Source organism: Sphingobium boeckii (genome assembly GCF_014199215.1).
Classification (GTDB): Bacteria; Pseudomonadota; Alphaproteobacteria; order Sphingomonadales; family Sphingomonadaceae; genus Sphingobium_A; species Sphingobium_A boeckii.
Map to the genome: position 1 here is coordinate 110,184 of NZ_JACIJC010000001.1, position 26,451 is coordinate 136,634.

The following is a 26,451-nucleotide window of genomic DNA, read 5'->3' on the forward strand; positions in this document are numbered from 1 at the left end:
CACCCCCAGCCCCTCCAGCAAAGGCTGGAGGGGAGCAGGAAAGGCGCGGCCCGAATGGTTTCGGGACGCTTGAGCATTTGGGTTTCCGCATTCCGCACAAGGCGCTATGCGGGCCAATCCAGTCCGGGGCCGGGGAAATCCATGCCAGTCACGATATCACGTTCTCTGTTCGTATTTTCGGTGTTGTATGGCGGCATGACCTGCATCGCGGGCGTGCTGGGCGTGAAGCAGGTGGCGCTGGGGCCGCTGGCGGTGGAAGCGGGTATCTTCGGCTTTCTTCTGCTCGTGGTGATCAGCAGCGCGATCGCCGAACTGCACGGGCAGAAGACGGCGACGTCGCTCGTGCGGCTGGGCTTCATTCCGCTGATCGTCTCGGCATTGCTGATCCAGATCGTGCTCGCGCTGCCGCATGATTCAGGCATGTATCCGCCCGCCGTGGACGCCTTTCCGATCGTGGTGGGGCAAAGCGCGCGGATGATGATCGCCGGCCTGGTGTCCTACGGCATTTCGCAGACGCTCAACGTGCTGATCTTTTCGCGGCTTTCGCGCGGCGAAGGCAAATTGGTGTGGTTGCGTGGAATCATCGCCAGCGTCATATCGCAGGTGATCGATACATTGCTTTTCATCTCGATCTCGTTCCTCGGCGAAAGGCCGATCATGGCGCTGATGGCCGGGCAGATGCTCGCCAAGGTGGTGCTTTCGATCGTGCTGGTGCCGTTCCTTATCATGTTCTTTGTCGCCATCGGGAAGAAGCTCGATGCCGGAGTAAATACACAATGAATCTCGATCATCTTCCCGATCCCGCCATGCTTGCCAAAGCGGAAACGCTGACCGAGGCGCTGCCTTATCTGCAGCGCTACGCCGGCCAGACCTTTGTTGTAAAATATGGCGGCCATGCGATGGGCGATCCGGAGCTGGCGCGCGATTTCGCCGAGGATGTGGTGCTGCTGAAAGCGGTCGGCATCAATCCCGTGGTCGTGCATGGCGGCGGGCCGCAGATCGGCGCGATGCTGAAAAAACTGGGTGTCGAGACGCAATTCGTCAACGGCCTGCGCGTGACCGATGCGGAAACCGCCCGGATCGCGGAGATGGTGCTCGCCGGATCGATCAACAAGGAAATCGTAAGCTGGATTGCGGGTGCCGGCGGCCGGGCCACGGGCATCTCGGGCAAGGACGCCGGGCTGGTCACTGCGCGCAAGGTGGGCCGGGAGACGGCGGACCCGTTGCAAGGCATCGAACGGCACGTCGATCTGGGCTTCGTGGGCGAGCCCGTAGCGGTGGACCGGCGCATCCTTGATACGCTGTCCGCCGCCGGGATCATTCCCGTGGTCGCGCCGATCGCGATGGGGGCTGACGGGCACACTTATAATATCAATGCGGATACGATGGCCGGCGCGATCGCGGCCGAGCTGAAGGCGGCGCGCTTTTTCCTGCTGACCGATGTGGCGGGCGTTTTGGACAAATCCGGGGCGCTGGTGAGCGATCTCGATCCGGCGGGAATCGAGGCGCTGAAAGCCGACGGCACGATCTCCGGCGGGATGATCCCCAAGGTGGAGACCTGCGTGAATGCAGTGGAACAGGGCGTGGACGCCGCGGTCATCCTCGATGGCCGCATTCCCCATGCGATGCTGCTGGAAATCTTCACCCGTCAGGGCGCAGGCACGCTGGTGCATCGCTAGACCGCGAATTGCCGATCGGTTACAGGCTGCGATAACGCAATGAGGAAAAACACAGCGTCATGATCCTGCTTCTTCAGACCATCGATTTTCTGTTGATGATATTCACCTATATCATCGTCATCCAGGCGGTCCTGTCCTGGCTGGTCGCGTTCAACGTGATCAACATGCAGAGCCAGTTCGTCCGCAATCTGCTGGAGGCGCTGCACCGGATGACGGAGCCCTTCTACCGGCCGATCCGCAAGATCATGCCCGATCTGGGGATGCTCGATCTCTCGCCGCTGGTGGTGTTGCTGATCCTCATGTTCCTGCGCGGCACGCTGATCCCCTATCTGATCACGATGTTCGCCAATCAGGGGCTGGGCTGAGGCTTGCCGGCCTGGACCCGTCTTGACGACGGGATCCGGATCGCCGTCCGCGTGACGCCAAGGGCGTCGCGCGATGCGATTGCCGGCGGGGATGACTGGTTTCAGGTGAGGCTCCGCGCGCCTCCCGTGGAGGGCGCTGCCAATGAAGCGCTGGTGTATTTTCTGGCCAAGGCGTTCGATCTGGCGAAGCGCGATGTGACGCTGATCGCGGGGGAAACGGCGCGGTTGAAGCGTCTGCATTTGAAAGGCGATCCACAGCGGCTGGAAAGCTGCGCGCTTAGGCTTTACAGCGCGGTCCCATGACAGAAAATATCATCGACGGAAAAGCCTTTGCGGCGGGGCTCAGGGCGCGGATCGCGGATGGCGTTGCCGCCTTTGTGGCCAAGGCTGGTCGCGCACCTGGGCTCGCCGTTGTGCTGGTGGGCGAAAATCCCGCCAGCCAGGTCTATGTGCGCGCCAAGCACAAGGCGACGATCGAGGCCGGGATGGAAAGCTTCGAGCATCGCTTGTCTGCCGATACGACCCAAGCCGCGCTGCTGGCGCTGGTCGCACAGCTCAATGCCGATCCCGCGGTGGACGGCATCCTGGTGCAATTGCCTTTGCCCAGGCATATCGACGAAAATGCGGTGATCGCTGCGATCGATCCGGACAAGGATGTGGATGGCTTCCATCCGGTCAATGCCGGCCGACTGGCCACCGGGATCGAAGGGTTCGTGCCCTGCACGCCGCTGGGCTGCCTGATGCTGCTAAAAGACCGGTTGGGTGACCTTTCAGGGCTGAATGCGGTGGTCATCGGCCGCTCCAATATCGTCGGAAAACCGATGGCGCAGCTCCTGCTGGCCGAAAGCTGCACGGTCACGGTCGCACATTCACGCACACGCGATCTGCCCGCCGTGGTGCGCGCCGCCGATATCGTGGTGGCGGCCGTGGGTCGACCGGAAATGATCAGGGGCGATTGGCTGAAGCCCGGTGCCGCCGTGATCGACGTCGGGATCAACCGCATTCCCGCCGATGGCGGCAAGAGCCGGCTGGTGGGCGATGTGGATTTCGTCAGCGCCGCCGCGGTCGCAGGCGCGATCACGCCGGTGCCGGGCGGCGTCGGCCCCATGACGATCGCGGTGCTGCTCCGTAACACGCTGGTGGCGGCGCATCGCAATGCGGATGTGCCTTTCGAGGCGGTATCCCTGTGATCGAGCTGTTCGTCTCGGCCTTCATCACTTTTCTGGTGGTGATCGATCCGCCGGGTTGTGCGCCGATCTATGCGTCGCTCACGCATGGTGCCACCGCCGCGCATCGGCGCGCCATGGCGATCCGCGCGGTCGTCGTCGCGGCGATCATCCTGTTGATCTTCGCGCTGTTCGGCGAAAAGCTGCTGGGCGCGCTGGGAATCAGCCTCGACAGCTTTCGCATCGCCGGCGGCATCATGCTCTTTTTGATCGCGCTGGAGATGGTGTTCGAGAAACGCACCCAGCGACGGGAAGAGCGCGCCAAGGAGGTGATGGAAACGCCGCAGGTGGAGGATGTTTCGATCTTCCCCATGGCGATCCCGATGATCGCCGGGCCGGGCTCGATCGCCTCCACCATGCTGATGATGGCGCGCAGCCAAGGGATCGAACAGACCTTCGTCGTGCTCGCCGCGCTTGGTGCCGTGCTGGCGATAACGCTGATCGCGCTGCTGCTGGCAGGACCGCTGATGACGCTGATCGGCCATAAGGTGGAAACCGTCGTCACGCGTCTGCTCGGCGTCTTGCTCGCCGCGCTTGCCGCCCAATTCGTGATCGACGGGATCCGCGCCAGCTTTACCTGACGCGCCAGACCTTGAACGGCGATCCCTTGGGCAGCGTCACCGGATCGAGCCATGCGGGCACCGTGCCCGCTTCGATCTGCGCATAAAAGCCCTTGGGGCTGCGCGCCTTATAGACCGTGCCCTCCGCGAAATCCGGGCAGATCATCAGCAGCGTCGCTCCGTGCTTCTTCGCGATCGCGCGCGCCGCCTCCGGTGTGCCGTCGAACGCATGGTGCATGTCCAGGATCGCTTCGCCATTGCGGTGATATGGCCCCGCAATCGCATTATGATGCGTCAGCGTGATCAGCCGCGGCCCCAGATCGACCATCGTCATGATCGTCGCCCTGGGCAGCGTGTTCAATCCCGCCATGGACGGGATGGTGGAGCAGCGCGCGCCGGCCAGATTGACCTTTTTGTAAACCGGCTTTTCGGCCTTTTCGGGGATCGCCTGAATGCCAAGCTGGATGAACAGGCCCGATCCCACCAGGAACAGCGCGGGCGTGCCCAATACGCGCGCCAGCATATTCTTCTGCCCGCGCACCCAGGGCAGCGCAATCCACATCAAGGCAAGACCACCGGGCACGGCCAGCAATTGCGCCGCGGCCGTGGCGCGCGACTGGAAAAACATCATCCCCAGGCTCACCAGGCACAGCGTCGCCACGCCGCACCAGGCCATCAGCCGCTTTTGATCCCGCCTGTGGATCCACAGGCTGAGCAGGCTTCCGATCGCGCCGATCACCGGCAATGCGAGCATCGCCCACATCATCTTCCATTCCTGCCGGTAAACGGGTTTGACCTCGCGGATATTATCGAGCCACTTGGCCTGTAGTTCGGGAGATACGCCTTCAGGCCGGCCAAGGCATTGCGGCCAGAACAGGATGAAGAACCCACCGACAATGGCCGCCGCCACGATGCCCGCGCCCAGCCGCATCAGGCGTCCGCGCAAGGGCAGCCGCGCCAGCACGGTGAGCAGCGCGCCGGTCAGAACCATCGTCGACATCCACACCGGGGAGAGCACGTCGCATCGCGGCGCGGCATTGTCCCAGGATGCAAAGAGCGCATAGCCGAGCGCAGAGCCGCCCGCGAGCATCACGCCATAGGTCTGCAGGCGCGCAGCCTCTTCGCGCTCCCAGACCCAGAACAGCGCCATGATCGCACCGGCCAGTGCGAGATAGGGCATCATCTCGAATCCGATCACCAGCGACAGGACGCTTGCGCCGCCGACCAGCAGGCCGCCGCGCCGCCGATCCGGATTCGCGATCCCCGCCACAAGCAGCGCCATCATCGCCAACTGCCAGCCATGGTGATCGATCCGTGCCGGCTGGAACATGCCCATTGTGGACTGCGCGGTGAGCAGCAGCGCCGCCGCCAAGGCGAAACTGAGCGGCGCGACAAGACGCCGTGTGGTGAGCGCGACACCGAACAATGCGACGCCCAGTGGCAGCAACGGCGCGATCGCAATGGCAGCGCGCTCGGCGATCGCCGTCCCGAAAAACGGTTTGACCGCCAGGATGATGCCCGCGATCGGGATGTCCACCAGGCGTGACCAGTGAATGTTGAAGCCCTGGGGCGGGTTCAGTCGATATTGCCGCAGGTCATACCAGCCCTGACCATTCAGCCAGGCGCGCACTTCCATCAGCCGCATATTGTCATCGGTGTCGCCCAGCGCGAGCCAGTGAATCCGGCCCCAGCGCCATGCAATCAACCCTGCGGACGCAATCAGCCAGATCAGGATCAGCCACAATTTCCAGCGGTCCTTGCCCGCTCCGGTTTCGATCACGGCTTGAGCCCCAATATTCCCATGATGTTCACCGCTTGAATGGTCGAACGAATGCTTTAAGGCGACGGCGCTAAAGGGCAAGCATAGTGCATCAATGATCGATACTCTGGAAAAGCGTCAAACATTGGGCCAGTTGCTGCGCTATGGCCTGGCAGGTGGGGCGATCACCTTGCTTGGCGCGGTCACCTATTGGCTGTTCGTGGCACCGCTCGGCATGAGTCCGCGCATGGCGGTCACGCTCTCTTTCCTGCTCTGTCTTGCGTGCGGATTTGGCGTGCACAGCGGCTACAGTTTTCGCGATCACGGTGACCGGGATAATATGCGGCAGCGCATGATGATGTTCGTGGCGGTCAATCTGGTGGCTTTTGCGATGAACTGGCTGTGGGTTTTCGCGCTGGTCGAGCATTGGGCGCAACCCGATTGGGCACCGATGATTCCGATGATATTCGTTACGCCGCTGGCGAGCTTCGTCATGCACCGCCGCTGGACGTTCGGCTGACAGGACCGATTCAATGAAACGCGAAACCACCAACATGATCCGCACCGTGCTTGAAGAGGCGATCCCGCCCTTCATCCGCGATTCGGGTGCGATGCGCTGGCTGTTCCGTCGTCACTGGGGGCCGCTGGTCGACGACATCGAACGCTTCCGCGAACGCATTCCTTTCGTGACGGCGGAAGAATATCGCCATGTCTATGAACGGATGCCGCGGGTTCAGGACGAGACCGACAATTCGGCCGCGTGTCTTGAGCGGATCCAGACCGATGTCGTGGGAGAAGCGGTGCTCGATGTGGGTTGCGGCACGGGCTATCTGCTGGATTGGCTCAAGCACCGCCGTCCCGATCTGGCGCTGACCGGGACCGATTTCATCATCGAGGAGGGCACCCGCACGCGCCATCCCGATATCCGGTTCGTCGAGGGCCATGTCGAGCGTCTGCCGTTTGACGATGACAGCTTCGATACCGTCATCTGCACGCATGTTCTGGAGCATATTCTGGAATTTAGAACGGCGCTGACGGAGCTGCGTCGCGTGGCAAAAAAGCGGCTGATCGTGGTGGTGCCGCAGGAACGCGAATATCGCTTCACCTTCAATCCGCACCTCCACTTCTTTCCCTATCCGCACAGTCTGTTGCGCTATCTCACGCCCATTCCGGAAGGACATGCGATCGAGGGCATCGGACGGGACATCTATTATCGTGAGGACGGACTCTGAACGCGATGATGCGCGAATTGGGGCGGGGTTTCCTCAAGCTGGTCATGGTTTTCGGGCTTTGGGGCGTGGCTGTATGGCCGGCGACGGGATGGTATAGTTACAAGCTGATCCACAAGGAATTGACGGGAATGCAGGGTTTGCATGTCAATTCGCAGGCGCTGATCGGTCGTGATTTCATCAACATCTGGCATGGCGGACAGGAAGCTCTGCACCATGGCGCGGCGGGCGTTTATGACCGCGACATCTATCGCAAAACGCTGTTCGAGAAGGCCGGTTTCGCCGGGCTTTACGCCTATTCCTATCCGCCGCACATGCTTCTGCTCTCGCTGCCCTTCGGCATGACGGGCTATCTGGTCGCGCTGGCGGCCTGGCTGATCCTCACCTTCGGCCTGTTTTGCCACGCCGCGCGCCCGTGGCTCCGCGATCTTGGACTGCCGGGCTGGGCGGGGCTGATCCTGCCGGCAACGATCGTCAATATCTGGGCCGGGCATTTCGGTTTCCTGATCGGCGCGCTTGCGCTTTATGGCTGGCGGCGCGCGGAGAACAATCCGATGCGCAGCGGCCTCGCCTTCGCCGTGATGACCGTGAAACCGCATATGGGCATTTTGGTGCCGCTGGTGCTGGCGATGAAGCGGCAGTGGAAGACCGCTTATTGGGCGGCTGCGGGGACGGGCGCGCTCGTGGCGCTATCGATACTGGTTTTTGGATCTTGGTCCTGGACGACCTGGCTCAGTTCCACACTCAGCTTTCAGGCCGGCCTGATCGAGATCGTGCCGACCCAGCCCTATAGCTATATGATGCCCACATCGGGACGGATGCTGTATGCGCTGACCCGCGATCCGGGACTGGTCATGATCGGCCAGATCGTGATCGGGTTCTATGCGGTGGCGACTCTGATCTGGGCCCATAAGCGCAGTGTGCCGATCCGTGACCTCGGCCTGCTGAGCATCGTCGCGATCCCGCTGATCCTGCCCTATAGCTTCAATTATGACATGGTCGCGCTGTGCGTGGTGGCGCTGGTGTGTGCGGCGCGGTTCGGCGTGAAATGGTATAGCCCGGATCGGGCAGTCTATGCGGCGGCGTTCATGATTCCGCTGATCTTGGTGCCGCTGGCCAGGCTCAATCTATGGCCGTCACCGATTATATTGATGCTGTTTCTGGGATGTGCGGCTTGGCGGATGGTGCCGGGAAGAAACTCGATATGAATAGAAAGCGGAGGCAACCCTTTGGGGATTGGAGCTTCGTTATCGCTGCTACAATTTTAATTATGGGCTTTTCATTTTTGGTCCGCGACTTTCTAACGATCCATGATGGTCTTGCGATCAATCAATATATTCGACTAGGACGCGATTTTGTTAATGTCTGGCACGGCGGAACGCTTGCTCTGGCAGATCAATCTCGACTTATTTATGATCTAGACGCTTATCGAGAGACGCTATGGGCCGCGCTCGGCGTTAAAGGTATATATGCTTATTCCTATCCGCCTCACAGCTTGTTTCTGGCGGCGGCATTTTCTCTTTTGCCATATGGGCTCGCCTTGGCGGTATGGACTGCGTTGGGTCTCGCACTTTTCACACACGCGGCGAAGCCATATCTTGTTGCGTCAGATGTTCCGTGGTGGTGGGCTGCCCTTCTTCCCGCGGGTTTTGTAAACATCTGGGCGGCGCACTACGGCTTTCTGATCGGTGCGCTTGCGCTTTATGGCTGGCGTTGGCTCGATACTTTTCCAAAACGGGCGGGTTTTGCGTTCGCTGTCATGACCATCAAACCCCACATGGGGGTGTTGGTCTTCCTTGTCCTCGCATTGCGTCGAGAGGTAAAGGTTATGATATGGGCCACGACCTTCAGCATTTTATTGGGCGTGGTGGCAAGCCTGTTCTTTGGCGGACATTTATGGATTCTCTATGTCACCCAAACTCTGAGCTTTCAGGCTAGCCTGATTGATATGTCGGGCATGGCTTTCCTCTCGATGATGCCAACAACCACGGTTTCCATGCTTCAATTGGGTGCCACACGCATCCTAGCGAACGTTGCGCAGGCCATTTCCGCCATTGTCGCAATAACCATCGTCATTCGTGCAATTGCGATCCGCATTCCGATAATGGACATTGGGCTGCTCGCGGGCACAGCGATCTTTCTCGTTCTGCCTTATGCTTTTATCTATGATATGCCCGTTCAGTCTCTGGCTGCCCTGGTGTTCGCTGCGCGGGCAAACGGCTTGGACGCAAAAAGACAGAAAGCCATACTCGCTGCCGCATTCGTACTTCCATTTTTTCAAATGACGCTCGTCCAAGTTGGACTGCCCGTTGCGCCATTGATTTTGCTTGCAGCTTTGATCGAGCAAGATCGTATCGCACGTCGTCAATTAAAAGCGCATTCAGGCGTGGTCGCGGCGACCGAGCAGCCGCAGCCTTAGCGCGTTCAGCTTGATGAAGCCTTCCGCGTCGCGCTGGTCATAGGCACCCTGATCATCCTCGAAGGTGACGACTTTTTCCGAATAGAGCGAATGGGGCGATTTGCGGCCCGTGATCGAGACGCTGCCCTTGTAGAGCTTGAGGCGGACGGTGCCCGTCACCTTCTCCTGGCTATAGTCGATCGCCGCCTGGAGCATCTCGCGCTCGGGGCTGAACCAGAAGCCGTTGTAGAGCAGTTCGGCATAACGCGGCATCAGTTCGTCCTTGAGGTGCGCCGCGCCGCGATCCAGCGTCACCTGCTCCACGCCGCGATGCGCCAGATGCAGGATCGTCCCGCCGGGGGTTTCATACATGCCGCGTGATTTCATGCCGACGAAGCGGTTCTCGACCAGATCGAGCCGGCCGATGCCATGCGCGCGGCCAAGATCGTTGAGCTTCGCCAGCAATGTCGCGGGGCTCATCCCCTCGCCATTGATCGCCACCGCATCGCCGCGCTCGAAATCGACCGTGATCACTTGCGGAACGTCCGGCGCATCCTCGGGATTGACCGTTCGCGAATAGACGTAATCGGGGACCTCGTCCCACGGATCCTCGAGCACCTTGCCCTCGGACGAGGTGTGGAGGATGTTGGCGTCGGTCGAGAAGGGGCTTTCGCCGCGTTTGTCCTTGCTCACCGGGATCTGGTGCTGCTCGGCGAATTCGATCAGGCGGGTGCGGCTCGTGAGATCCCATTCGCGCCACGGCGCGATCACCTTAATGTCCGGAGCCAGCGCATAATAGCCCAGTTCGAAGCGGACCTGATCATTGCCCTTGCCGGTGGCACCGTGGCTGACCGCATCGGCATTGACCATCCGCGCGATCTCGATCTGGCGCTTGGCGATCAGCGGCCGCGCGATCGAGGTGCCCAGCAGATAAAGACCCTCATAGAGCGCATTGGCGCGCATCATCGGGTAGATGTAATCCTTGACGAATTCCTCGCGCAGATCGTCGACGAAGATATGCTCGGGCTTGACGCCCATCATTTCGGCCTTCGCACGCGCGGGCTCCAGCTCCTCGCCCTGACCCAGATCGGCCGTGAAGGTCACGACTTCGCAGCCATAGGTCTGCTGGAGCCATTTCAGGATCACGCTGGTATCCAGGCCACCGGAATAGGCCAGCACCACGCGGTTGATCTTTTCGCTCATTCCCGGTCCTTCATCTGCTCGAATTCACGTCAGCGCGCCTATGCGTTTCTCGCGTTTTGCGCAACCTCGTGCCTGAAGCCGCTGGCGGCCATCAGCGCGAAATTCTCGAGTGATGCCGCGCTGGCATTGTCGCGGGCGGCGGATGACATGCCCTTCATCGCAATCATCACCATTTCAGAGAGCGTTCTGGCGCGGTCCGGATAATCGCGGGCGATATAATCCTCTACCATCGCCCGTGACCGGTCCGTCATGCCGCCCGTGATCGTGCGCGCCTCGATATCGCTGCTGTTACGCGTGGAATCGAGCACGAGGCAGCCCGATTTCATGCCCTGGCGCGCATAGATATGCGCGGCGGTGAGCAGCAGCCGCTCAATGCCATCGACGACGCGACCATCGCCCGCCAGCGCCTCCGTGGTGAAGCGACCTTCTGTGTCAGCATAGCGCGCGATCACTTCGGCAAAGAGGCCCGCCTTGCTGCCGAAGGCGCTGTAAAAACTCGGCGGCTTGATCCCCATTGCGGTCCCGAGATTGGCGACGCTCACGCCATCATAGCCGTGTTCATGAAAAAGCTGCTGCGCGGTGGCGATGGCTGCGTCCTTGTCGAACGAGCGCGGCCGACCGCGCGGGGATGTTTTTGTAGTCATCGCTAATTTAATCCTTGCGATCCGCTCCACGAGCTTTATATAGCGTTCATTACATAAATCTCAAGGAGGTTTTGATGACCGATTTTACCGCCAGGAAAGTGCTCGTTTTAGGAGGAAGCCGCGGTATCGGTGCCGCCATCGTCAAGCGATTCGCAAGGGATGGTGCAGAGGTTACGTTCAGCTTTGCCGGATCGACCGATGCAGCCAAGGCATTGTCCGATGACACGGGTGCCAATGCCGTGCAGGCCGATAGCGCCGACCGCGACGCCTTGATTGCCGCGGTGGCGGCTCAAGGGGCGCTCGACGTGCTGGTCATCAACGCGGGAACGCTCGCACTGGGCGATCCGCTGACGATCGATCCCGATGCCATAGACAAGATGATCGATGTCAACGTGCGTGCGCCCTATCATGCCGCGGTGGAAGCCGCGCGCCGCATGAAGGACGGCGGCCGGATCATCGTGATCGGATCCACCAATGGCGATCGCATACCGTTTGAGGGCGGGGCCGCCTACGCGATGACCAAATCCGCCATGCAGGGCATGGTGCGCGGTCTCGCGCGTGACTTCGGAGACCGCCGGATTACGGTCAACAGCATCCAGCCGGGGCCGACCGATACCGACATGAATCCCGCCGAAGGCCCGATGGCCGAACTGATGCACAGCTTCATGGCGATCAAGCGCCACGTTCATGCCGATGAAATCGCGGGGCTGGCCGCCTATCTCGCCGGGCCTGAAGCCGGGATGATCACCGGATCGATGCAGACGATCGACGGCGGCTTCGGCGCCTGATCGTCAAGCCCGCGCGGCGATGCGTTTCTCCTCCACCGTGATCCAGTCGCGGGTGAGGGGGATCGCATCGCGCTTGCGGGTGTAGAGGATCTGGTAATTGCCCATGCCGCCGCTTTCGAACGTGGCGATCGCGCCGGCGAGATAGAAGAGCCACATCCGCAGGAAGCGCGCGTCATACATGGCGGTAATGGCGTCGGCCTTTTCCAAGGTGCGGCTATACCAATGGCGGACGGTCATGGCGTAATGCAGGCGCAGCGTTTCCACATCCGCTGCGATCAGCTTGCTCTTCTCGCTGGCCGCCAGCGTCTCGGACAGCGCCGGGATATAGCCACCGGGAAAGATGTATTTGCGGGTGAAGGCGTCCGTCGTTCCGGGACCGCCGAAACGGCCGATCGTATGGATCAGCATCACGCCGTCCTCAGTCAGAAGATTCCGGCATGTCTGGAAGAACTGGCGGAAGTGCGGCGGACCGACATGCTCGAACATGCCGACGGACACGATCCGATCGAACTGCCCCTCCAGATTGCGATAATCGATCAGCGCGAATTTCACATGATCCGAGACCCCGGTCGCGGCGGCGCGTTCGCGCGCGATCTTAAGCTGCTCTTCGGAGAGCGTGATGCCGAGGATATCCACGCCACAGGTCTTGTGGAGGAACAGCGCCATGCCGCCCCAGCCGCAACCGATATCAAGCACGCGCTGGCCCGGTTTCAGGCAGAGCTTGGCGGCGATATGCGCTTTCTTGTCCACCTGCGCCTGCTCCAGGCTGTTGGCAGGATCGGTGAAATAGGCGCAGCTATATTGCATGTCCGCATCGAGAAAGAGGCGGTAGAAGTCATTCCCCAGATCATAATGATGCGCCACATTCTGTTTGGAGCGCCCCTGCCAGTTCAGCCTGTCGAACTGACTGCCCCAACGGCTCAGCGTGCGGCGGATGGGATTGCGAATCTTCAGATCGCCGCCCTTCTCCCACGGCGCATTCTTGCGGATCAGCGTGATGAGATCGAGGATATCGCCGCGCTCGATGACCATCCGGCCATCCATATAGGCTTCCGCTGCGCCCAGCCGGGGGTGGCGCACCACATAATTTTCAGCGCCGGCGTCGGTGAAGCGAATGGTGACATCGCCATAGTCTGCGTCCGGCGTGCCGAACGTCCGGCTTCGCCCGGAGTGGTCGATCAGGGTCAGCGTCCCGCGTTTGACGATGCGGGTGAGAAAAGTATCGATCAGCGCCATTCGGCCTCCGTTCAAACCAGCCCCCCGGCTGCGCTCTCAATGAAAAGAGACGGCCGCGCGGTCAAGCCATCGGCTTCAGATCCCGGCATACCATTCATATCCGGCGCGATCCTCCCAGAAGCCACCCTTGCCGAGGCCGATGCCATCCAGACTGGCCACCGCTTCTATCCGCTGGACATATTTGGCGTGCTTATACCCCAGATGCCGCTCCACCCGGAGCCTGAGCGGCGCGCCATTGCGAATGGGCAGCACCGCGTCGTTGAGCGCCCAGGCCATGATCGTCTGGGGGTGAAAGGCGTCGATCAGATCGATCGATTCATAATATTGCGTGCCGCCCCCGCTATCGTCGGCACAGTGAAACACGATGTAGCGCGCGCCATCGCGCAGCCCGGCTTGATCGAGCAGCATTTTGAGCGGGACACCCGTCCATTTGCCGATCGCGCTCCACCCTTCCACACAATCATGTCGCGTGATCTGCGTCCGTTGCGGCATGGATCGGATCTGCGCCATGGACAGCGTCTCGGGGCGGCTCACCAGTCCGTCGATTGCCACGCGCCAATCGCTGAAATTGGCGGCGGCATGGGCCTGATAATTCGGATCCTGCGGGTTTTGCGATCCATTGCCACGGAAGAAGGGGGAAAGATCGCTCTGGTCAAACTCCCGCGCCAGTGCCTCACGATCGGTCAGCAGACGTTGGGCGTGGCGGTTCATCGCGTCGGCGGAAAACAGGATTTTGCGAAACCCCTCATTCTCGCCGAGCTTGTCGCAGCCTGCCAGCAAGCCACCTGCGCCCAGCGCTGCCCCGGTGATGAGCCGCCGCCGGGTGAGGATCGCGCTCATTGCGCCTTCTCCGCGGGCAGCCTGAACCAACCGGTGATCATGGAGCGGATGCCGTTCACCGGGCCGGAGAGCAGCACCAAGGCGAGGTGGACGATGATGAAGCCGACCAGAAGCCCCGCCACGATGAAATGGATCGAACGCGCCGACTGTCGCCCGCCGAACAGATCGAGCAGCCACGGCCAGGCGGCGTTCAGGCCCGGAGACATTGTGAGCCCGGTCAGGATCATCAGCGGCAGCAGGATGAAGATCACGCCGACATAGCTGAATTTCTGGAGAATATTGAACCGCGCATCCCCGTGGTGAAAGCGCAGTTTCAGATGATCCATGATATCGCGCCCGATCGCGGCGGGGCGGATATCCGTGCGGCCGATGGCCAGATCCTTGCGGATGTGCCCGTTCCACAGCGATCGGATCATGAAGAACAAAAGTCCGAATGCGAAGACCCAGGCGAAGGTCAGATGCCAGCGCCGGGCCATCGCCAGATTATAGGTGGAGGGGATCGTCGCCCATCCCGGGAAAGCGCCGCGGCCGACATTGCCCTGGCCATCCTTCCAATAGCCGAGCACGCCGGAGGTATCCCAGCGACGGTCGCCGATCTTGAGATAACCCTCGGTCCCGGTCGATCCGATCTCGAGCCAGGCGGAATCCGCATTGGCCCCATATTGCCCCCAATAGAGCCGGGGATGCGCGTTGAAGATCATCAGGCCACTCATCAGCAGCGTGACGAGCGCCACCACATTCACCCAATGCCAGAGGCGGGTGGAAAGCCGGTGGCGGAATACGGAGCGGGCGGGCGGGGCATCGATCACCATGCAGCGAACATCCCACTGTGCGCCGATCAAGTAAAGCGGCGCGCGTCAGTGATAGGCGCGGATGAAGAAGACGACCGTCATGCCCGCGGTGACCAGCAATGTGACGATGCGGATGATGTAGGGCGGCAGGATCCGGCCCAGCCTGGCACCCAATATGCCGCCCACGATCCCACCCAGCATCATCGGGACAGCGAATTGCCATACCACCATCGCGCTTGAGACGAAGATGGTCGCCGCCGCCGCATTGGCCATGGCCAGCATCAGCGTGCGCGGCGCGGCCAGATGATGGGGGGCATGGCCGGCGAGCAATCCCCAGGCGGCGGTCATCATCAGGCCCACGCCACCGCCGAAATAGCCGCCATAGATGCCGAGCAGGAACTGAACCACGATCAGCGTCCTCCGCCCGATGGCCACCCGGCTGTGCAGCGCATTGGAGGCATGTTTGCCGAATGCCAGCACCAGCGTGGCCATCAGCAGCAGCCAGGGGACGATGACGTCGAAGGTCCGCACGGGCGTCGCCACGAGCAGCAGGCTCCCGCCCAGCCCGCCGATGAAGGTGATGATCGTCAGCGCCCGCAAGCTGAGGCCACCAAGGGGTGCCAATCCGTCCCGATAGGTCCAGGCGCTGGCGATGGCACCGGGCTGGAGCGCGACATTGCTCGTGGCGTTGGCGATGGGCGACGGCAGGCCCAGCACGATCAGCGCGGGCATGGTGGCGAATGTGCCGCCGCCCGCCAGCGCGTTCATCGCGCCGCCGAGCAATCCTGCGCCTGCAGCCAGCGGAAGGAAGGAGATATCGTACACCCTGCGCCCATCGCCGGTGACGGCCATAATGTCGAGCAGAGAAGGCAATCCACGCCGCTGGCGGATTGACGAGCCTCGGCGCTAGGCCGATGATCAGTGAAAGGTCCGATGCCATGAGAAACGGATCGAGGGGATGATCAGCATGAACAAGAAGCTTGAAGGCAAGGTCGTTCTAGTGGCGGGCGCGGGCGGCATCGGCAATGCCTTGGCCATTCGATACGCCGAAGAAGGGGCCAAAATCGTGCTCGGTGATATCGAACTGGCAACGGCGGAGGAGGCGGCGCACCAGATTTCCGTCATGGGCGGCGAAGCGATCGCCTTGCGCCTGGACGGCGCGGATGAGGCGTCGGTGGCTTCGGCGGTCAGCACCTGCTGCGATACATTCGCCCGTCTAGACGGCGCTCATATCAATTTCGGATTCTTGGCCGACGGCAATCCGCAGATCGGCGTTCTCGAACTGCCCATCGAAATTTACGACGAAACCCAAAGGGTGAATGCTCGCGGCTTCTATCTATGCACCAGGGCAGTGCTGCCGCGGATGATCGAGGGCGGCGGCGGATCAATCGTGTATACCAGCTCGGCGGTCGCCGATGCACCCAGCCCGGCACAGGTCGCCTATGCCATGAGCAAGGCGGCGGGACATGCACTGATGCGTCATGTTGCGACCCGTTTTGGTGCGCAGGGCATCCGCGCCAACACGATTGCGCCAGCCATGACCATCCATGCGCGGATCGAGAAGCTGGTGCCCCCGGAGATGATCGAGTGGGCGCGATCGGCGGCCGCAATCAAAGCGAGGGTAGGCCGACCCGACGACATCGCCGCGATGGGCGCCCTGCTGCTGTCGGACGATGGATCCTATATCACCGGCCAGGTCATCAGCATCGACGGCGGCACCACGATGCGACCTTAAACCGCGGTCGCTCAGCCGATTCGCAATCCGAAGATTCGCGAGATCGGCGGTTCGTCTTACCCCAGCGCAGCCTGCTTTTCTTCGGCCAGCCGGTCCAGCTCGGCACGGCTCTTCTTTTCCGATGCGGTCTTGAGTTGCCCGCAGGCGGCGTCGATGTCTCGGCCGCGCGGGGTGCGCACCGGCGCTGAAATGCCCGCGCCGAAGACGATGCTGGAGAAGGCGCGGATGCGATCGGGCAGCGAGCATTCATAATCCGCGCCCGGCCAGGGATTGAACGGGATCAGATTGACCTTGGCGGGCAGATCGAATTTCTTGATCAGCCGCACCAGTTCGCGGGCATCGGCATCGCTGTCATTCTTGTCGCGGATCATCACATATTCGAAGGTGATCCGTCGGGCATTGTTGACGCCGGGATAATCGGCGCAGGCCTGAAGCACCTCCTCGATCCCGTATTTGCGGTTGAGCGGCACCAATTCGTCACGCACTTCCTTGGTGACACCGTGCAGCGACACCGCCAGATTGACGTTGATCTCGGCACCCGCGCGCGCCATCATCGGCACCACGCCGGAGGTGGAGAGCGTGATCCGGCGGCGCGAGAGCGAAATGCCTTCGCCGTCCATCACGATCTTCAAGGCGTCCCGCACATTGTCGAAATTATAGAGCGGCTCGCCCATGCCCATCAGCACGATATTGGTGAGCAGGCGCCCTTCGGAGAGGCTGGGCCATTCGCCCAGATTGTCGCGCGCCAGCATCACCTGGCCCACGATCTCACCAGGCGTCAGATTGCGCACCAGCCGCATCGTGCCGGTGTGGCAGAAGCGGCAATTGAGCGTGCAGCCGATCTGCGAGGAAACACACAGCGTGCCGCGGTCCGCATCTGGGATGAAGACCATTTCGTAATCCTGGCCGTCATCGGTGCGCAGCAGCCATTTGCGCGTGCCATCGGTCGAAACCTGCGCCTCGATCACCTCGGGTCGGCTGACCACGAAGCGCTGCGCGAGCCACGGCTGCATCGTCTTGGAGATATCGGTCATCAGCGCAAAATCGGTGACGCCGCGGTTATAGATCCAGTGCCAGAGCTGCTTGGCGCGCAATTTGGCCTGTTTGGGCTCAAGCTGCGACGTTTCCAGCGCCATGCGCAGATCGGCCTTGGACAGACCCAGCAGATCGATCCGCCCATCCCGGCGCGGCACGAGATCGCGCGGCACGGGCACAGGATCGATATGGCCGGGAATCGCCATGTTGAAATCGGAAGGTGCGGTCATGCGCGTTCCCATAGGGAAAAATGCCCGGATTTACCAGCGGGAACGGGGACGGGGTTGGCGTGGCGCTAAAGCGACAAAGGCAGCGCAGCGGCGGGGCGCAACTGTCGGTTTTGTTGCTTTAGGAGGAGGTGGATCTGGATTAGATCGTTCGGCTTGTTTCACCCGACTATGGTTTGGTGACGCAATGGATGCTGAAACAAGTTCAGCATGACGGCAAGGCCAGGCGCTTCACCAACGGCAAATCGCCTTTCGGATCACTGCCCATGCACCGCGCCAGCCCGATACCCAATCAGGCCCCATTTCTTCTTTGAGAAACGCCGCAGCAGCAATGACATCGAGTGTCAGCCGCCAAAAATATAAAAGAACCAGCCTCCAGTGCAGATAGCCCAGAACCACATTGCCCAGCCCCATATCCGGATCAGGCTATCGCTTCCCGGGCCGAGCATCAGAGGCCCGATCGCGACTGCAAGAGCCAGCGGCACGGCAAAGGCCAAGATCGGCAGGACCAGCGGCAAGGTTCGCCAATTAGCCTCCCAGTGCGGCTCGGCTGCCCAATCATAAATATGGCGGAAAGGGTTCACCGCCGCCGCGCACAGCCCAGCGCGGCCGCGTCGATGGCCGTTGCCGCACCGCGCAGGCGGTAGACGTCGGCGAAGGGCTGGCCGGCGGCGTCGCGGCTTTCCACGGACATGCTTGTGGCGCTGCGCATGGCGGCGACGATCGCGGCATCCGCACGCGCATCCTGCGCCCAGGCGTCAGCGCCGCCGGCGGTCAGGCGGAAGCGGCGGTCGCCAATGCTGAGCGTGACCGCGGCGTCAGCGGCGCGGGCGCGGCTCATGCGGATGTGGAGCTGGCTGCGGACCTCCTGCGCGGGCCAGTGCGACACGCTGGCGAACGGTTTCCATCCGGTCTTGGGGGTTTCGCGTGCGGGTTCGGCAATGGCGTAGCACCGTGCCGGGCGGGCATCGCGGAAGGCACCCCAATTTTCGAACACGCCCAGCGAATCGCGTGCCTGCACCGGCGATGCCGCCATGACGGCAAGCAGCGCGATCCCGCCGCGCTTCATGCGGGTGCCTGGCCGCCGCCGCGATGGACGAAGGTTTCCCGGCCATGCTGGATCATCACCATCGAACCCTGCGGCAGATTGCCCGCAAGGCCCGCGCCATAGGCGGGATCGATCGCCATGCCGGTCATCAGGCCGCGCAGCACGCGCGCGGACATGCCGTGCATGATGATCAGCCGGTCTCCGGCCTGATCGGTGGTGTCCGCCAACCATGAGGATAGCCGCGCCGCGATCGCATCATACCATTCGCCGCCGGGCGCGGCGCGATTGAACAGGCCGGTTTCCGGTTCGATCAGCGGGCCGCTTTCCGCGATGATATCCTGATAGGTCCGCCCGCTCCATGTGCCGACTTCGATTTCGCGCAGGCGCGGATCGGTGATCGCCTCATGCCAGTCCGCACCCACATGTTCGGCGACCACCGCCAGCGTCTGAAGCGCGCGGCCATAAGGCGATGCCCATAAGGTGAGCGGCGATCCATCGCCCGGATTGGCATCCAGCCAGCGTTTCAGGCCCGCGCCCATTTCATCGGCCTGGGCGAAACCGGCGCGGGTCAGCGGCGTGTGCACCTGATCCCCCTGAAGCCGGCCGGTCGCGTTGAAAACGGTCTCGCCATGCCGGGCGATGAAGAAGCGGGCCTTGGAATCCATGGCCCCGCTTTCAAGCCCCTGTGGCCAAATTGCAACGCATTTCCTTGTTGTCTGAGGTTCATGCAACGGAGATCGGTTTCGTGCACTGAGCCTCCCGTCCCCGGTTTGGGACCGTGAAGTAAATGGAGTTTATCATGCGTAATCTTGTTTTGGCATCGCTGCTGGCGACCGCTTTCGCTACCCCCGCTCTCGCTCAGGATGCCGATGCACCGTTCACCGGTCCCCGCGTCGAGGCGCTGGTCGGCTGGGATCGCATTCAGGGCGATGATTCGCACAGCGATGATGTCGGCTATGGCGTTGCAGCGGGCTATGACGTTCAGGCTGGCCGCGCCGTGATCGGTGCCGAAGTCGAATATTCCGATTCCGACAATCGCGCCTGTGCCGGAGCGACCACCGTCGCCAATCCGCGCCTGTGCCTGAAATCCGGTCGTGATCTTTATGTCGGCGGCCGCGTCGGCACCGCGATCACCCCGAGCACGCTGCTTTATGCCAAGGCCGGCTATACCAATGCGGGTGCCAAATTCACGTCTGACGACGGCGTGGACGAAGTGACGCTGGACAAGTCCAATCTGGACGGCGTTCGCGTGGGCGCGGGCATCGAGCAGAAGCTGGGCAGCAAGACCTACCTCAAGGGCGAATATCGCTATTCCAACTATGAGGCCGGTGTTGAGCGTCATCAGGCGATGGCCGGCGTCGGCATCCGCTTCTGATCGGATGAAGTGCTTCGTTCGCTGCGACGCCGGCGTCTCCACCTTCGGGACAGCATGGAGATTCGGACGATTGCAGGAATGACGAAAAGAGAGGGTCGGGGCGCTTGCTCCGGCCCTTTTTCTTGTTAAGGAAGGGTTTGAAATGATATGGTGCCGGGAGGTGTCTTCCCGGCTTGTTTTGAAGTCCCCGGGGGATTGTAAATGAAGGCGACGATCGAACGCGCAACGCTCCTCAAGAGCCTGAGCCATGTGCAATCCGTGGTCGAGCGGCGCAACACCATTCCGATCCTGTCCAATGTGCTGCTCGAAGCTTCGGCGGACGGCCGTATCCGCCTGATGGCAACCGATCTCGATCTCCAGGTCGTCGAAAGCATCGAGGCCGCGGTCGATCAGGCCGGCTCCACCACAGTATCCGCCCACACCTTGTTCGATATCGCTCGCAAGCTGCCCGAAGGCAGTCAGGTCGAATTGAACGCCGCCGATGGCAAGATGCAGGTGAATGCCGGCCGCGCGCGCTTCAACCTCTCCACGCTGCCACGCGATGATTTCCCGGTGATCGCAGAGGGCGAACTGCCCACCAAATTCGAACTGCCGTCTGAAACGCTCAAGCAGATCATCGACAAGACGCGCTTCGCGATCTCCACCGAAGAGACGCGCTATTATCTGAACGGCATCTTTTTCCACGTTTCGGACGAGGCGCAGCCCGTGCTGAAGGCCGCCGCCACCGACGGGCATCGCCTGGCGCGCGTTACCGTGCCGCGTCCCGAAGGTGCGGAGGGAATGCCCGATGTGATCATTCCCCGCAAATGTATCGCCGAATTGCGCAAGCTGCTCGACGAAGTGGATGGCTCGGTGGAAATCACGCTTTCCCCGACCAAGATCCGCTTCGGGCTGGGCAATGCGATCCTCACATCCAAGCTGATCGACGGCACCTTCCCGGATTACAGCCGCGTGATCCCGACGGGCAATGACAAGATGCTCAAGATCGATCCGCGCAGCTTCGAAGAGGGCGTGGACCGCGTGGCGACGATCGCCACCGAAAAGACCCGTGCGGTGAAGATGGCGCTGGAGCGCGACAAGATCACGCTGTCTGTCACCAGCCCGGAAAATGGCACGGCGGCGGAAGAGGTTTCGGGCGAATATACGTCGGAAGGCTTCGAGATCGGCTTCAACGCGCGCTATCTGCTCGATATTCTGGGCCAGATCGAAGGCGACACGGTCGAGGTCCATCTGGCCGATGCCGCCGCCCCCACGTTGATCCGCGAGAATGACAAGGCGCCGGCACTCTATGTGCTGATGCCGATGCGCGTCTGACCCGGCGGGTCTAGCGCCCGATCGTCAAAGCGACTGGGGTTCCAAGGGTTCGTCAACGATTTCCGCGGCATCCGTAGCGGCTTCCATGGCGTCCGCCGCGGCATCCATCGCCGCAGCCTCGGATTCGGGGTCGATCGCCATATCGTCTTCGGCGGCGTCCAGCGTGTCATCGGCGGCATCATCCATCGGCATCGCCTCCAGATCTTCTGGCGGAGCAGTCACGCTGCTCTTGCCCTGCTGGCTAAAGCTCGCTGCCAGCGCGTCGACGCTCATCGGTTCAGCGGGAAGCGTGAAATCGGCTGGCTTGGTGTCCACGGTTTCAACGGTGGTCAGAATGAATTTGCCATCGGCGTCCAGCGGGGTGCCAAGCGCGAACACCGTGTTCATGTCGGCCAGAATGCCGTCCATCATCGGGCCGAAGAGGATCGCGGCGGGGGCGGTGACGGCGGCCATATAGGCGGTCAAATTATCGCCAAAGGGCTTGAGCGCGGGATCCTCGCTCATCACGAAATCGGCCGTCTTCGTGCCGCTGAGACCCGAAATCGCATAGAGTTTGCCGGTGCGGCCGTTGATCGTCCGTTCGCCCTTCGGCGTGATCTTCAGATTGGTTTTGGGCACGCCCTTGCCGAGCTGGCCGAACAATTGCCGCATTTCGGAGGGTACGGCCTTTTTCGCTGCAGCGGAAAGATCGCTCGCGCGGGCGACAGTGGCGCCCGTTTCGGTTCTGGTCACGAGATAGAAGACGCCGCCGATCCGCAGGCCATATTCCTTTTCGTCCGTCCCTTCGATCCGCACATCGCCATTGTCGGCCAGCGTCACCATCAGCGCCTTGGGGTCATCCTTGGCGATGAAGGTCGCCCTTTGCCCCGCGAAAACGGCGCTGGGCGTGACGGCGAGGACAAGGGCGAGGATCAGGCGCATGGACAGGCTTTCGGCAAGAACGGGGCAAGGGCTGTATCCCCTGCTTTGATCCGGCCTGCAATCCTTCAGCGCGGCTTGCGCTTCGCCAGCCGCTTTGCGTTGGCGGTGGCCTTGGCATGAATCGGGGCGAGCGCGCGCCCGCCGCTGCCCATGGCGCGCACCAAGATCCGTTCGGACCGCTGCGCGATTGCATTTGCGGTTTGCGAGGAGGGCAAACGCCCGGTGGCCATGACTGCTGCCACGGCCCCCGCCTGCGCAAACATATCCATCTGCAATTTCATGATGTCCGTGGCCATGGCCATGCCCGCGCTGGCGAAGGCTTCCGTCTTCTCCGACATCATCAGCCCCAGTTCGGCATGATCGGCCGTCAGCGGATTGCGCATCGCCGCGTCGATCGTCTCGCCCCGATGCCGCACCACGCTGCCCGCCGCGACCAGCGTTTCGTTCATCCGCTGTCCGGTCGCCGCCATGTCCAGCCCGGCGGTCATCATGCGGGTCCACATATCGAAGGGGGATGCTGTCATGCCCCATCCATCACACGTCCGCCGGGGGATGACCAGCGCGCTTTTGCCTTGGCCGCGATTGGCTATAGGGAGGGTCATGGTCCTCACGCGGCTCAGCCTGTCCGATTTCCGTTCCTATGCCGATGCCCTGATCGTGCCGGGGCCGCGCTTCGTCGTGCTCACGGGTGAGAATGGCGCGGGCAAGACGAACATTCTGGAAGCGGTCTCTTTGCTCGCGCCCGGCCGTGGTCTCAGGCGCGCGGCTCTGTCCGAAATGGCGCGTGACGGCGGGGCGGGCGGCTTCGGAGTCGCGGCGCGGCTGGGCGATGTCGATCTGGGCACCGGTGCCACGGCGCTGGCGCCCGAACGCCGGCAGGTGCGGATCAACGGTGCGCCGGCAGCGGCCACCGCGCTATCCGAATGGCTCTCGATCGTGTGGCTGACCCCGGCGATGGATCGGCTTTTCATCGAAGGCGCGGCCAATCGTCGCCGCTTTCTCGATCGGCTCGTGCTGGCGCTGCATCCCGCCCATGCCGTCCACACCGCACGCTATGAGGCCGCGATGCGCGCGCGCAACAAGCTGCTCGCCGAAGAGGGGCGGCCCGATCCGGTCTGGCTCGGTGCGCTGGAAGCGCAGATGGGCGAGCATGGCAGCGCGCTGGCCGAGGCGCGCAATGATACGGTGACGGCGCTGGCGTCGCGGCTCACCGAAGCGCCGGAAGGTCCGTTCGCGCGCGCGGGACTGGTGCTGGATGGCTGGAGCCATGGCGATCTGGCGACCGAACTCGCGGCGTCACGCCCGCGCGATGCCGCTGCAGGCCGCACGCTGGTCGGCCCGCATCGGAGCGATCTGCTGGTCACTCATTTGGGCAAGGGGCAGGCCGCGGAACGCTGCTCCACCGGTGAACAGAAGGCGCTCTTGCTCGGGCTGGTGCTGGCCCATGCCGATCTGGTCGCCGAACGCGCGGATCGCCGGCCGGTCCTGTTGCTCGATGAAGTCGCCGCGCACCTCGATCCGTTGCGCCGCACCGCGCTGTTCGAACGGCTGGAAGCGGGCGGCGGGCAGGTCTGGATGACGGGAACGGAAGAGGCGTTGTTCGAAGGCGTGCCCCCCACCGCCCAGAGATTGCGAGTCGAGCGCGGCCTGATCGGGACGATCTGACGCGACGCCGCGGTGCAGGCGATTTGCTTTTTATACGAAGGTTTTTTGGTGGCGCCGCCCGGATCGCCGTCGCGCTTCATATAATGGTCCTCGACGCTTCATGCGCATACTGTTGTGTGCCGGCCCGCCAACGGCCGGCGTTCATGGATCGATCCGATCTCCGGGGTGGGCCTGGCGGCATGTCACATGGGTGTTCCACATGAGGAGACCAAGACATGTTGTGGTTCCAGGAAATCGCCCCGATCCGGCAAAAGATGATGGTCGCCTTTACCGGCATGACGTTGCTCGTGGCGCTGGCGGCGTTGACGACGCTGGGGGCTGCCGTGGCGGGTTATCCGGTGGTCGGGTTCATCTGCGGCGCGCTGGTGACGCTGGCCGCCGCCATATCGGGCGCGTGGATGCGCACGGCGGTGTGCGATCCCTATGTGTCCACCGTGGTGCGGATGGAGGGTCTTGCGGCCGGCGACCTCGAAACGCCCATCGCCCATACGGCCTATAAGGATTGCGTGGGCCGCATGACGCAGGCGATGTTCAGCTTCAAGGAAACGGCGATGGCCAATCGCACGCAGGCGGCCTCGCAAGAGCAACTGGTCTCCGTCCTGAGCTCGCATCTGGCAATATTGCGCGATGGTGATCTGACCGCAACGATCACAGCCGATTTCCCGCCGGAATATGCCGCGCTGAAGACAAATTATAACGATGCGCTGGATGCGATGCGTGCGTTGATCAGCGCAGTCTCCGAAAGCGCGATGACGATCCGCACGGGATCCGACGAGATCGCGCAGGCTTCGGAAAACCTGGCGCGCCGTACCGAAGGCAACGCCGCCAGTCTGGAAGAAACCGCGGCATCGGTGACGCAGATCGACGAGCGGGTGAAGGCGTCCGCCACGGCGGCCAGCCGCACGGTGGAGCGCGCCGACCGGGCGATCGCCACGGTGAGCGGCGGCCGCGCGGTGACGGACGAAGCGGTGCAGGCGATGGGCCGCGTCTCAGAAAGCGCCAAGGGCATCGACAGCGTGATCGAAGGGCTGGACAAGATCGCGTTCCAGACGCGCGTGCTCGCCATGAACGCCGCGGTCGAAGCGGGGCGTGCGGGCGATGCCGGCCGCGGTTTTGCTGTGGTGGCCGATCTGGTTTCCGCGCTTGCGATGCGCGCCGAAGAAGAGGCCAAACGCGCGCGCGATCAGCTCACCGTGACACAGACCGACATCGTGACCGCCGTGCAGGCGGTGGAAAAGGTGGATGGCGCGCTGGCGGATATTTCGGGCGATGTGGGCCAGGTGCACGATCTGCTGGCGACGATGGCGGCAGACAATCAGGCGCAATCGGCGGCGATCACGCAGATTTCGGCGGCGATCGGAACGATGGACCAATCGACCCAGCAGAATGCGGCCATGGTGGAGCAGACCTCAGCCGCGGCCCGCAATCTGGCCAGCGAAGTGGGCAATCTGGCCGAACAGTCCAGCCGCTTCAAGGTGACCGATGGCGGGACCAGGGGCCGTGCCGCGTCATCCACCCATCAGCCGATATCCATCCGGAAAGCGTCCGGCGCGCAAATCCGCCATGAAGCGCGCGGGGTCCACGCCGCGGTCTCTTAACCCGGCGATATCCGGCGCGCCGTTGCGCTTGGCCAGCCTTTCCCCATCGACCGTGGCGATCAAGGGGTGATGGATATAGGCCGGGCTGGCCAATCCAAGCAGATGCTGGAGCAGGCGGTGAACATGGGTGGCGGCGTACAAGTCTGCGCCGCGCACCACATGGGTGATGCCCTGATCGGCATCATCCACGGTGACGGCCAGGTGATAACTGACCGGCGCATCCTTGCGAGCGAGCACCACATCGCCATGGATTTCGGGGGTAGCGCGAACCGCGGTGCCATCGCCCGTGATCCATGCGAGCGGCCCAGCCGCTGCGATCGCCTTGGCCATATCCAGCCGCCAGCCATGCGGCGTGCCGGCCATGCGCGCTGCATCCGGCGGCAGATCGCGGCAGAGGCCCGGATAGAGCAAGCCATCGGGGCCATGCGGCGCCGAGGCGCTGGCGGCGATATCCTTGCGCGTGCAGAAGCAGGGGTAGACCAGGCCACGGGCCTTCAGATCTTCCAGCGCCATCGCATAAAGCGCGGTGCGTTCGGACTGGAACAGGATTTCCCCTTCCCAATCCAGCCCCAACCAGAGCAGATCCTCGATGATGCCCGACACATGCGCCGGGCGTGATCGGGTGACGTCTATATCCTCGATCCGCAGCAGAAAATGGCCGCCACGCGCGGTTGCCAGGTCGTGCGCCTGCAATGCGGACCAGGCATGGCCCAGATGAAGCCGCCCGGTGGGGCTCGGCGCAAAGCGGGTAACCGTCTCGCTCATGAAATTGACTCTTGACCGCGAGTCGCCTGAAATGCTGTCATACCCCGGTC

General features: G+C 62.5%; 31 protein-coding genes. 17 read left to right on the forward strand and 14 right to left on the reverse strand.

Going from position 1 to position 26,451, the window contains the following annotated elements:
* Nucleotides 1-141: 141 nt before the first annotated feature.
* From FHS49_RS00550 to FHS49_RS00575, 6 genes are read left to right on the forward strand one after another with little or no spacing between them, the layout of a single operon-like run.
* Nucleotides 142-780, forward strand: a complete 639-nt coding sequence (locus tag FHS49_RS00550; RefSeq protein WP_184014374.1) for a queuosine precursor transporter — start codon at nt 142-144, stop codon at nt 778-780.
* Nucleotides 777-1,679 carry an acetylglutamate kinase gene (gene argB / locus FHS49_RS00555; RefSeq protein WP_184014375.1) on the forward strand — a complete coding sequence of 301 codons (903 nt, stop codon included), beginning with the start codon at nt 777-779 and terminating at the stop codon, nt 1,677-1,679. The genes FHS49_RS00550 and argB overlap by 4 nt, the downstream gene beginning before the upstream one ends.
* A gap of 59 nt (nt 1,680-1,738) precedes the next feature.
* On the forward strand, nt 1,739-2,044 hold the full coding sequence (locus FHS49_RS00560; RefSeq protein WP_184014376.1) for a YggT family protein: 306 nt from the start codon (nt 1,739-1,741) through the stop codon (nt 2,042-2,044).
* A gap of 3 nt (nt 2,045-2,047) precedes the next feature.
* Nucleotides 2,048-2,347: a DUF167 domain-containing protein gene (locus FHS49_RS00565; RefSeq protein ID WP_184014377.1), complete on the forward strand. Its 300-nt coding sequence runs from the start codon at nt 2,048-2,050 to the stop codon at nt 2,345-2,347.
* A complete protein-coding gene (folD, locus tag FHS49_RS00570) occupies nt 2,344-3,234 on the forward strand; it encodes a bifunctional methylenetetrahydrofolate dehydrogenase/methenyltetrahydrofolate cyclohydrolase FolD (protein WP_184014378.1) in 891 nt (296 codons plus the stop codon). The genes FHS49_RS00565 and folD overlap by 4 nt, the downstream gene beginning before the upstream one ends.
* Nucleotides 3,231-3,851 (forward strand): MarC family protein, encoded by a 621-nt coding sequence (locus FHS49_RS00575; protein WP_184014379.1) that lies wholly within the window; start codon nt 3,231-3,233, stop codon nt 3,849-3,851. The genes folD and FHS49_RS00575 overlap by 4 nt, the downstream gene beginning before the upstream one ends.
* On the opposite strand, the gene FHS49_RS00580 is transcribed toward FHS49_RS00575, so the two are convergent.
* On the reverse strand, nt 3,844-5,610 hold the full coding sequence (locus FHS49_RS00580) for an AcrB/AcrD/AcrF family protein (protein ID WP_343052863.1): 1,767 nt from the start codon (nt 5,608-5,610) through the stop codon (nt 3,844-3,846). The two genes, FHS49_RS00575 and FHS49_RS00580, sit on opposite strands and share 8 nt — an antisense overlap.
* A 94-nt stretch (nt 5,611-5,704) precedes the next feature.
* Between FHS49_RS00580 and FHS49_RS00585 the strand changes: the two genes are divergently transcribed.
* The 4 genes from FHS49_RS00585 to FHS49_RS00600 are packed head-to-tail and all read left to right on the forward strand — an operon-like array spanning nt 5,705 to nt 9,237.
* Nucleotides 5,705-6,109 carry a GtrA family protein gene (locus FHS49_RS00585; protein WP_184014380.1) on the forward strand — a complete coding sequence of 135 codons (405 nt, stop codon included), beginning with the start codon at nt 5,705-5,707 and terminating at the stop codon, nt 6,107-6,109.
* A 13-nt stretch (nt 6,110-6,122) separates the two neighbouring features.
* Nucleotides 6,123-6,821 (forward strand): class I SAM-dependent methyltransferase, encoded by a 699-nt coding sequence (locus FHS49_RS00590; RefSeq protein WP_184014381.1) that lies wholly within the window; start codon nt 6,123-6,125, stop codon nt 6,819-6,821.
* A gap of 5 nt (nt 6,822-6,826) precedes the next feature.
* A complete protein-coding gene (locus tag FHS49_RS00595) occupies nt 6,827-8,026 on the forward strand; it encodes a glycosyltransferase family 87 protein (protein ID WP_184014382.1) in 1,200 nt (399 codons plus the stop codon).
* Entirely contained in the window at nt 7,948-9,237 is a 1,290-nt protein-coding gene (locus FHS49_RS00600) for a glycosyltransferase family 87 protein (RefSeq protein WP_184014383.1), read from the forward strand. The genes FHS49_RS00595 and FHS49_RS00600 overlap by 79 nt, the downstream gene beginning before the upstream one ends.
* On the opposite strand, the gene FHS49_RS00605 is transcribed toward FHS49_RS00600, so the two are convergent.
* Nucleotides 9,199-10,419: an argininosuccinate synthase gene (locus FHS49_RS00605; RefSeq protein WP_184014384.1), complete on the reverse strand. Its 1,221-nt coding sequence runs from the start codon at nt 10,417-10,419 to the stop codon at nt 9,199-9,201. The genes FHS49_RS00600 and FHS49_RS00605 overlap by 39 nt on opposite strands.
* A 38-nt stretch (nt 10,420-10,457) precedes the next feature.
* Nucleotides 10,458-11,063, reverse strand: coding sequence for a TetR/AcrR family transcriptional regulator (locus FHS49_RS00610; RefSeq protein WP_184014385.1), 606 nt, complete (start codon nt 11,061-11,063; stop codon nt 10,458-10,460).
* Between the two features lie 74 nt (nt 11,064-11,137).
* Between FHS49_RS00610 and bdcA the strand changes: the two genes are divergently transcribed.
* Nucleotides 11,138-11,851 carry an SDR family oxidoreductase gene (gene bdcA, locus FHS49_RS00615; RefSeq protein ID WP_184014386.1) on the forward strand — a complete coding sequence of 238 codons (714 nt, stop codon included), beginning with the start codon at nt 11,138-11,140 and terminating at the stop codon, nt 11,849-11,851.
* A gap of 3 nt (nt 11,852-11,854) precedes the next feature.
* Here the strand turns inward: bdcA and FHS49_RS00620 are convergent, their stop codons facing one another.
* The 4 genes from FHS49_RS00620 to FHS49_RS00635 all read right to left on the reverse strand — a co-directional run bounded on the left by FHS49_RS00620 (nt 11,855) and on the right by FHS49_RS00635 (nt 15,570).
* On the reverse strand, nt 11,855-13,087 hold the full coding sequence (locus tag FHS49_RS00620) for an SAM-dependent methyltransferase (protein ID WP_184014387.1): 1,233 nt from the start codon (nt 13,085-13,087) through the stop codon (nt 11,855-11,857).
* 75 nt (nt 13,088-13,162) lie between these two features.
* The gene (locus FHS49_RS00625) at nt 13,163-13,927 is read right to left on the reverse strand and encodes a molybdopterin-binding protein (protein WP_184014388.1); all 765 of its coding nucleotides are present in this window, start codon (nt 13,925-13,927) and stop codon (nt 13,163-13,165) included.
* Nucleotides 13,924-14,739: a cytochrome b/b6 domain-containing protein gene (locus tag FHS49_RS00630; protein ID WP_184014389.1), complete on the reverse strand. Its 816-nt coding sequence runs from the start codon at nt 14,737-14,739 to the stop codon at nt 13,924-13,926. The genes FHS49_RS00625 and FHS49_RS00630 overlap by 4 nt, the downstream gene beginning before the upstream one ends.
* Before the next feature lie 45 nt (nt 14,740-14,784).
* Entirely contained in the window at nt 14,785-15,570 is a 786-nt protein-coding gene (locus FHS49_RS00635; RefSeq protein ID WP_184014390.1) for a TSUP family transporter, read from the reverse strand.
* A gap of 106 nt (nt 15,571-15,676) precedes the next feature.
* Here FHS49_RS00635 and FHS49_RS00640 point away from each other — a divergent pair, with 106 nt between their 5' ends.
* The gene (locus FHS49_RS00640; protein ID WP_184014391.1) at nt 15,677-16,453 is read left to right on the forward strand and encodes an SDR family NAD(P)-dependent oxidoreductase; all 777 of its coding nucleotides are present in this window, start codon (nt 15,677-15,679) and stop codon (nt 16,451-16,453) included.
* Between the two features lie 56 nt (nt 16,454-16,509).
* Here the strand turns inward: FHS49_RS00640 and rlmN are convergent, their stop codons facing one another.
* The gene (rlmN, locus tag FHS49_RS00645) at nt 16,510-17,694 is read right to left on the reverse strand and encodes a dual-specificity RNA methyltransferase RlmN (protein WP_184015873.1); all 1,185 of its coding nucleotides are present in this window, start codon (nt 17,692-17,694) and stop codon (nt 16,510-16,512) included.
* Between the two features lie 212 nt (nt 17,695-17,906).
* Here rlmN and FHS49_RS19780 point away from each other — a divergent pair, with 212 nt between their 5' ends.
* Nucleotides 17,907-18,029, forward strand: a complete 123-nt coding sequence (locus FHS49_RS19780) for a hypothetical protein (RefSeq protein WP_281397014.1) — start codon at nt 17,907-17,909, stop codon at nt 18,027-18,029.
* Between the two features lie 30 nt (nt 18,030-18,059).
* Here the strand turns inward: FHS49_RS19780 and FHS49_RS00650 are convergent, their stop codons facing one another.
* Genes FHS49_RS00650 through FHS49_RS00660 form a run of 3 tightly spaced genes read right to left on the reverse strand, consistent with a single transcriptional unit; the run spans nt 18,060 to nt 19,428 of the window.
* Entirely contained in the window at nt 18,060-18,299 is a 240-nt protein-coding gene (locus FHS49_RS00650; protein WP_184014392.1) for a hypothetical protein, read from the reverse strand.
* Nucleotides 18,296-18,784, reverse strand: a complete 489-nt coding sequence (locus FHS49_RS00655; protein WP_184014393.1) for an invasion associated locus B family protein — start codon at nt 18,782-18,784, stop codon at nt 18,296-18,298. The genes FHS49_RS00650 and FHS49_RS00655 overlap by 4 nt, the downstream gene beginning before the upstream one ends.
* Entirely contained in the window at nt 18,781-19,428 is a 648-nt protein-coding gene (locus tag FHS49_RS00660; protein WP_184014394.1) for a histidine phosphatase family protein, read from the reverse strand. Before FHS49_RS00660 ends, FHS49_RS00655 begins: the two co-directional genes overlap by 4 nt.
* 134 nt (nt 19,429-19,562) lie before the next feature.
* Here FHS49_RS00660 and FHS49_RS00665 point away from each other — a divergent pair, with 134 nt between their 5' ends.
* The gene (locus FHS49_RS00665; RefSeq protein WP_184014395.1) at nt 19,563-20,138 is read left to right on the forward strand and encodes an outer membrane protein; all 576 of its coding nucleotides are present in this window, start codon (nt 19,563-19,565) and stop codon (nt 20,136-20,138) included.
* A gap of 201 nt (nt 20,139-20,339) precedes the next feature.
* Nucleotides 20,340-21,452: a DNA polymerase III subunit beta gene (gene dnaN, locus FHS49_RS00670; protein ID WP_184014396.1), complete on the forward strand. Its 1,113-nt coding sequence runs from the start codon at nt 20,340-20,342 to the stop codon at nt 21,450-21,452.
* Nucleotides 21,453-21,476: 24 nt separating this feature from the next.
* Here the strand turns inward: dnaN and FHS49_RS00675 are convergent, their stop codons facing one another.
* Both FHS49_RS00675 and FHS49_RS00680 read right to left on the reverse strand, forming a co-directional pair.
* Nucleotides 21,477-22,373, reverse strand: a complete 897-nt coding sequence (locus FHS49_RS00675) for a hypothetical protein (RefSeq protein ID WP_184014397.1) — start codon at nt 22,371-22,373, stop codon at nt 21,477-21,479.
* A 65-nt stretch (nt 22,374-22,438) separates the two neighbouring features.
* Nucleotides 22,439-22,897, reverse strand: coding sequence for a hypothetical protein (locus tag FHS49_RS00680; protein ID WP_184014398.1), 459 nt, complete (start codon nt 22,895-22,897; stop codon nt 22,439-22,441).
* 76 nt (nt 22,898-22,973) lie between these two features.
* On the opposite strand from FHS49_RS00680, the gene recF reads away from it, so the two are divergent.
* Both recF and FHS49_RS00690 read left to right on the forward strand, forming a co-directional pair.
* Entirely contained in the window at nt 22,974-24,038 is a 1,065-nt protein-coding gene (gene recF / locus FHS49_RS00685) for a DNA replication/repair protein RecF (protein ID WP_184014399.1), read from the forward strand.
* A 215-nt stretch (nt 24,039-24,253) separates the two neighbouring features.
* Complete coding sequence (locus FHS49_RS00690; RefSeq protein WP_184014400.1) at nt 24,254-25,636, forward strand: methyl-accepting chemotaxis protein; 1,383 nt, start codon at nt 24,254-24,256, stop codon at nt 25,634-25,636.
* Here FHS49_RS00690 and gluQRS read toward each other — a convergent pair.
* Nucleotides 25,547-26,401, reverse strand: a complete 855-nt coding sequence (gene gluQRS / locus FHS49_RS00695; protein ID WP_184014401.1) for a tRNA glutamyl-Q(34) synthetase GluQRS — start codon at nt 26,399-26,401, stop codon at nt 25,547-25,549. The genes FHS49_RS00690 and gluQRS overlap by 90 nt on opposite strands.
* Between the last annotated feature and the right edge of the window lie 50 nt (nt 26,402-26,451).